At 72.6% G+C, this 6,706-nt stretch carries 6 protein-coding genes; 4 read left to right on the top strand and 2 right to left on the bottom strand.

All coding sequences use genetic code 11. The features are described 5' to 3' along the window. Positions 1 to 306: 306 nt before the first annotated feature. The 4 genes from ACIP84_RS10725 to ACIP84_RS10710 all read left to right on the top strand — a co-directional run bounded on the left by ACIP84_RS10725 (position 307) and on the right by ACIP84_RS10710 (position 4,045). A complete protein-coding gene (locus ACIP84_RS10725) occupies positions 307 to 1,542 on the top strand; it encodes an MFS transporter (protein ID WP_401797063.1) in 1,236 nt (411 codons plus the stop codon). A gap of 41 nt (positions 1,543 to 1,583) precedes the next feature. After that, complete coding sequence (locus tag ACIP84_RS10720; RefSeq protein ID WP_355966748.1) at positions 1,584 to 2,003, top strand: heme-binding protein; 420 nt, start codon at positions 1,584 to 1,586, stop codon at positions 2,001 to 2,003. Between the two features lie 91 nt (positions 2,004 to 2,094). Then, positions 2,095 to 2,919 carry an aldo/keto reductase gene (locus ACIP84_RS10715; RefSeq protein ID WP_401797059.1) on the top strand — a complete coding sequence of 275 codons (825 nt, stop codon included), beginning with the start codon at positions 2,095 to 2,097 and terminating at the stop codon, positions 2,917 to 2,919. A 229-nt stretch (positions 2,920 to 3,148) separates the two neighbouring features. Continuing rightward, positions 3,149 to 4,045 (top strand): NAD(P)-dependent oxidoreductase, encoded by an 897-nt coding sequence (locus ACIP84_RS10710; RefSeq protein WP_401797056.1) that lies wholly within the window; start codon positions 3,149 to 3,151, stop codon positions 4,043 to 4,045. Positions 4,046 to 4,203: 158 nt separating this feature from the next. Here ACIP84_RS10710 and ACIP84_RS10705 read toward each other — a convergent pair whose 3' ends face one another. Both ACIP84_RS10705 and ACIP84_RS10700 read right to left on the bottom strand, forming a co-directional pair. Further along, positions 4,204 to 5,376, bottom strand: a complete 1,173-nt coding sequence (locus tag ACIP84_RS10705) for a lactate 2-monooxygenase (RefSeq protein ID WP_401797053.1) — start codon at positions 5,374 to 5,376, stop codon at positions 4,204 to 4,206. 161 nt (positions 5,377 to 5,537) lie between these two features. Further along, a complete protein-coding gene (locus ACIP84_RS10700; protein WP_401797050.1) occupies positions 5,538 to 6,644 on the bottom strand; it encodes a hypothetical protein in 1,107 nt (368 codons plus the stop codon). Positions 6,645 to 6,706: the final 62 nt, after the last annotated feature.

The raw sequence follows: 6,706 nt of genomic DNA, 5'->3' as shown, positions 1-6,706 counted from the left end.
CCTTTACATTGTGCCAACGAACTCGATGAATTCAAACACCCGTTAATTATGGGGGTATTAAGAAACCCCCCCCCTGTTGCGTTTTTGGCTGGGGGCCGGCCCGCCCCCCCCCCCCCCCCGGTGGATCCTCGCCGGAACTACTGCCACCCGACGTCCCGTGTGACAGGCGGTCTCGCCGCTCGGCACCTCACAGATGCCCACACCTCCGACTAGAGCGCGCTATCTGCGCTTGCACTTATAGCGCGTCTGCAATTATTGTGGCAGCACGTAAAGAGCTTGTTCAAGCAATCACAGAAGGGGTGAGCCATGCCGCTCGCACTCCTCGCCCTGGCAGTCGGGGCATTCGGCATCGGCACGACCGAGTTCGTGGTCATGGGGCTGCTGCCCGACATCGCCGGCGACTACGGCGTCTCGATCCCCACCGCCGGCCTGCTCGTCACCGGCTACGCGCTCGGCGTCGTCGTCGGCGCGCCCCTGCTGACCGTCCTCGGCAGCAAGGTGAGCCGCAAGCGGATGCTCATGCTGCTCATGGGACTGTTCGTGGCCGGAAACATACTCTCCGCGATCGCCCCGAGCTTCGGACTGATGGTGGCCGGCCGGGTGATCGCCTCGCTCGCGCACGGCTCGTTCTTCGGCATCGGGTCCGTCGTCGCCGCCGACCTCGTCGCCCCGGACAGGAAGGCCGGCGCCATCGCCACCATGTTCACCGGGCTCACCGTCGCCAACATCGTCGGCGTACCGCTCGGCACCCTCATCGGGCAGGCGGTCGGCTGGCGCACCACCTTCGCGATCGTCGCCGCGCTCGGGGTGATCGGCCTGTTCGGCATCGCCAAGCTCGTCCCCGCCATGCCCCGCCCCGAGGGCACCCACCTGCGCCGGGAGCTGAAGGCGTTCCGCAATCCCCAGGTGCTGCTCGCGATGGCGATGACCGTGCTCGGCTTCGGCGGCGTCTTCGCCGCGATCACCTACATCGCACCGATGATGACCGAGGTCGCCGGCTACTCCGAGGGCGCGGTCACCTGGCTCCTCGTCCTGTTCGGCGTGGGGATGTTCCTCGGCAACCTGCTCGGCGGCCGGTTCGCCGACCGCGCCCTGATGCCCCTGCTGTACGCCGCGCTCGGCGGGCTCGTGATCGTCCTGGCCCTCTTCACCGTGGCCGCCCACGACAAGGTGCTCGCCGCGATCGCCGTCTTCCTCGTCGGCGCGCTCGGCTTCGCGACCGTCCCGCCGCTGCAGAAGCGCGTCCTCGACCAGGCGCACGGCGCGCCGACCCTTGCCTCCGCCGTCAACATCGGCGCCTTCAACCTCGGCAACGCGCTCGCCGCCTGGCTGGGCGGGCTCGTCATCGCCGCCGGCCTCGGTTACACCGCGCCGAACTGGGTCGGCGCCGTCCTCGCCGGAGCAGCTCTCGCCCTCGCTCTCTGGTCGGCGGCGCTGGAGCGCCGGGCCCCCGCGCGCACCGATGCCTCCGATGCCCCCGGTGCCTCCGGTGCCTCTGATGCCGAGGACACGAGCGTCGCCCGTGTCCCCGTACGCCACTGACCCTCCCCTCCCCCGCCGCCCACCACCCCAGGAGAAGCGCCATGACCACCACCGCCGTCGCCCCGCTGACCACCCAGGACGCCGAGATCCTGCTCACCGCCGCCCGCCGCGCCGCCGAGGCCGCCGGGGTCACCGTGAGCGTCACGGTCCTCGACGCCGGGGGCCACCTCCTCGCCTTCCGCCGCGACGACCGCGCCGTACTGATCTCCGGCGAGACGAGCACCCGCAAGGCCTACACCGCCCTGCAGCTCGACGCCCCCACCGCCGACCTCGTCGACCTGGTCAAGCCGGACGGCCCCTTCCACTCCCTGACCACGGCCCTGGACCGCCCGCTCCTCTTCATCGCCGGCGGCGTCCCCGTCCACCGCGACGGCACGCTCATCGGCGCCGTCGGGGTCGGCGGCGGCGCGCCCGAACAGGACCACTCCTTCGCGGTCACGGCCACCGCGGCCCTCGTCTGATCCGTACCGGCGCGAAACCCGTAGCCGCATCCCGCAGAGACACCTCCTGCAGAGAAGCTGCAGAGGAATCCGTAGAGAAAGCAGTCCACGCATGTCCCACCTCCCCACCGTCACGCTCAACAACGGCGTGGAGATCCCGCAGCTCGGCTTCGGTGTCTTCCAGGTCCCCGACGACGAGACGACCGCCGCCGTCGGCCACGCCCTCCAGGCCGGCTACCGCTCTCTGGACACCGCCGCGATCTACGGCAACGAGGCCGGCGTGGGTCGGGCGCTCGCCGCATCCGGCGTCGACCGCGACGAGCTCTTCGTGACCACCAAGCTCTGGAACGCCGACCAGGGGTACGACTCCACCCTGCGGGCCTTCGACGACAGCCTCGCCAAGCTGGGCCTCGACCACGTGGACCTGTACCTGATCCACTGGCCGACCCCGGCGCGTGACCTGTACGTCGACACCTGGCGTGCCATCGAGAAGCTGGTCGCCGACGGGCGCGTCCGCGCGGCCGGTGTCTCCAACTTCCAGCCCGCGCACCTGAAGCGGCTGCTCGACAGCAGCGGCCTCGTCCCGGCGGTCAACCAGATCGAACTGCACCCGGCGCTCCAGCAGCGGGAACTCCGCGAGCTGCACGCCGCCCACTCCATCGCCACGGAGGCGTGGAGCCCGCTCGCCCAGGGCGCCGTGCTCGCCGAGCCGGCCATCGCGGACATCGCCGCCCGGCACGGCAAGTCCCCCGCCCAGGTGGTGCTGCGCTGGCACCTCCAGCTCGGGAACGTCGTGATCCCGAAGTCGGTCACCCCCGCCCGTATCCGCGAGAACATCGACGTCTTCGACTTCGCCCTCTCCGACGAGGAGATGAGCGCGCTCGGCGGTCTCGACCGCGGACTGCGCACCGGGCCGGACCCCGACACCCTCAACTGAGTCCGTCCCGGCCACCGGCCGGCCCCGGTGCAGGCGGACGCCGGTGCGCCGGCTGTCCCGAGCAGCTCCGCCACCGGGGACGGGAGCGGGCGAAGGGGTGCATCGCCCCCCGCGTGCAGGGCTCGGAGGAGACTGTCAGACGGTGCCACCGGGTCGGGTTACTGACGTACCGACACCACCGCACCGACCCGCCCGCCCGCCCGCCCGCCCGAGAACAGGAAGCGACTTCATGACCGACAAGCTGACCGCAGGTGTCCTGGGCACCGGGATCATGGGGGCCGCCATGGCCCGCAACCTTCTCCGGGCCGGACTCGACGTCCGGGTCTGGAACCGTACCCGTGCCAAGGCCGAGCCGCTCGCCGCGGACGGCGCGTACGTCGCGGACACGCCCGACGAGGCCGTGCGGGGTGCGGACGTCGTGCTCACCGTGCTCCACGACGGGCCCGCCGCGCTCCGGACCATGCGGCAGGCCGCGCCCGGGCTCCGGCGGGGCGCCGCCTGGGTGCAGTCGACGACCTCGGGGATCGAGGAGGTCGGCGAGCAGGCCGGACTGGCTCGCGAGCACGGGCTGGTCTTCTTCGACGCGCCCGTCCTCGGTACGCGCGCGCCCGCCGAGGCCGGGCAGCTGGTCGTCCTGGCCGCGGGGCCCAGCGGGGGCCGGCAGGCCATCGAGCCGGTTCTCGCCGCCGTCGGCTCCCGCACCGTGTGGACCGGCGAGGACGGTGCGGACGCGGCGGCCACGCGTCTGAAGCTCGTGGCCAACAGCTGGGTCCTCGCCGCCACCAACGCGACCGGTGAGGTCCTGGCCCTGTCCAAGGCCCTCGGGGTGGATCCCCAGAGCTTCTTCGACGTCATCGCGGGCGGGCCCCTCGACATGGGTTATCTGCACGCCAAGGCGGCGCTCGTCCTGGAGGACCGGCTTTCGCCCGCCAGCTTCGCGGTGACCACGGCCGTGAAGGACGCCCGGCTGATCGTCGATGCGGGACGCCGGCACGGCGTACGCCTCGACGTGGCCGCGGCCGGCGCGGAACGCCTCGCCCGCGCCGCAGCGCAAGGCCACGGCGAGGAGGACATGGCCGCCGCCTACTTCGCCAGCTTCGAGGAAGAGGAGGGGCAGGTGGGCTAGGTGGAGCGGGAGGGGCGGGCCTGCTCACCGCCTGGCCGGTGGAGATGCCGGCCGCCTCAAGCCGGTGCGTGAGCGGCCGGCGCCGGGCTCGGGGCGCCTTGTGGGCGCCCCGGGTGTTCCCGGCTCCGCGACGGGCCCGGTCGGCGCGCGATGCGCCGCTATGCCCGCACCGTGCGCAGTGAGCCCTCCGTCCGGAGGTCGGCGAGCGTCGGGTAGCCGTCGACGGCCATGATCAGGTCGGCCTCGGCGAGGAGGGCGCGCAGGACGTGCACGATCCCGTCGGTGCCGCCGAGGGCGAGACCGTACGCATACGGGCGCCCGACCCCCACCGCCGTGGCCCCGAGCGCGAGGGCCTTGACGACGTCGGCGCCGCTGCGGACCCCCGAGTCGAAGAGCACGGGGAGGCCGTCGGCGGCGGCGACCACGTCGGGCAGGGCGTCCAGGGCGGGCAGGCCGCCGTTGGCCTGGCGGCCGCCGTGGTTGGAGCAGTAGATCCCGTCCACGCCGCCGTCCCTCGCTCGCCGGACGTCCTCGGGATGGCAGATGCCCTTGAGGACGATCGGCAGGTCGGTGAGCGAGCGGAGCCAGGCCAGGTCGTCCCAGACGAGCGGCTTGCCGAAGACACCCACCCACTCCAGTACGGCGGCGCGCGGGTCCTCCTCGGGGCTCTTGGCCAGGCGGGCGCGGAAGACGGGGTCGGAGGTGTAGTTCGCGAGGGCGTGGCCGCGCAGCTGGGGGAAGTTGCCGGTGGCGAGGTCCCTGGGCCGCCAGCCGGTGATCCAGGTGTCGAGCGTGACGACGATGCCCTTGAAGCCGGCGGCCTCGGCACGGCGTACGAGGCTCTCCGCGAGGTCCCGGTCGGTGGGCGTGTAGAGCTGGAAGAAGCCCGGTGTGTCGCCGAACTCGGCGGCGACGTCCTCCATCGGGTCGACGGTGAGCGTGGAGGCGATCATCGGCACGCCGGTACGCGCGGCGGCGCGGGCGGTCGTCAGGTCGCCGTGACCGTCCTGGGCGCAGAGGCCGATCACGCCGACGGGTGCCATGAACAGCGGGGACGGCAGCTTCAGCCCGAACAGGTCGACGGACAGGTCGCGCTGGGCCGCGCCGACCATCATGCGCGGTACGAGCCCCCAGGTGCGGAAGGCCGCGGCGTTGGCCTCCTGGGTGGACTCGTCACCCGCGCCGCCCGCGACGTACGACCACAGCGAGGGAGGGAGCGCGGCCCGCGCCCTCGTCTCCAGTTCGGCGAAGGTCATCGGCTGGGTGGGCAGGACGCCGAAGAGCCCGTCGAAGTAGATCTCGTGCTGGTAGTCGCCGTAGTGCTGGGGCATGGGCTGACGTGTCCCTTCCGGTTCCTGTCGGCGCGCTCGGGGCGCCCCGCCGTGGTGGCCCCCATGGTGCCCGCCCCGTGCGCCCGTGACCATGGAACGGCGGCCGGGAATGCCCCGGGGAGGCGGCATGACCGGTGGTCAGGGGCGCGTGCGACCGGTGGTCAGGAGCGCGACGCGGTCCTGCACCCGTCGTCCGGGCTCCCCGTCCCTCCGAACATCGGCGCGCTGCGGTCGTACGGGTCGACGACCTCTCCGTCGGTCGAACCGCTGTCCGCCCCCCGTGTACCGAACTGCGGGGTGAAGTAGCCGTTGTGGGTGTCGCAGCCGCCGTTGGTCATGTCGACCTTGTACGAGACGAGGGAGAGGGTGCCCGCCTCGGTGATGACCTTCGAGGGGTCGTCCCAGCTCACCACGACCTCGCGCCGCGCGATCGTGCGCACGACCTCGTCGCCGCCGGCGGCCTGTACGACCGGGTACACGTAGGTGACGTCGGTGGTCACCTGGAGGGCGCCGCGATCGCCCTCCCGGAACGTCATCCGGCCCCGGGTCTTGACGACGTCGCCGGCCAGGCGCGCGTGGGAGGGGTCGAAGCGGCTGAAGAGGAGGAGCGGGTCGTTCTCCTCCGTCGTCGGCGTACCGAACGCGGCGGCCAGATAGTCCTTGACGTCCTTCTGCTGCGGGTTGATCAGGGCGACGGCCTCGGTGGGGCGCTCACCGCGCAGCACGGCCGGGTCAAGACTGGTCGCGACGAGGAAGTCGCGCGTCTGCCTAAGCGCCTTCTCCACCTGTGCCTTGCTCATCCACCCCGTCGCCCGTGCGGCGGGGACGGTGATCCCGGCCGCGCCGTCCGCCCAGCGCACGGCGGGCGAGCCCCTGAACGGCTCGGCGATCGTGGGGCGTTGGGCGGGCTCCACGGGCGGCGCCTCGGTCGGACGGCCGGATTCCCGGGCGAGCGGCGGTCCGGACGCCGCGCCCTCGCCGGACGCGCCGATGATGTTCCACGGGTCGAACGCCGCGACCAGCAGCGCCACGGCGGCGAGCAGCCCGACCAGGTGCCGGCCCTTCTTGCGCCGGGCCGGGGCGGCGGGCGTGTAGGTACGCCAACCGTCGTTGCCCGCGGGCTCGTTGCGCAGCCGCTCCGTCACGACCCGTGCCCGCGCGGACGGCTCCTTGGGCGCGTCCGCGACGCCTTCGACGGATTCCCGCAGGAACTGTTCCCACACGTCGTCCGGCACCGACGAATCGCCCCGGTCTCCACCCGTTCTCACACGGCGCTCCTCGCATCGCACACGCCCGTAACGGGCGGCCCACCCCCGGGGCAGTCGCATGA

It is taken from the genome of Streptomyces sp. NPDC088707 (assembly GCF_044752725.1).
Taxonomy (GTDB): domain Bacteria; phylum Actinomycetota; class Actinomycetes; order Streptomycetales; family Streptomycetaceae; genus Streptomyces.
This window is presented reverse-complemented; position numbering and strand designations above follow the sequence as displayed.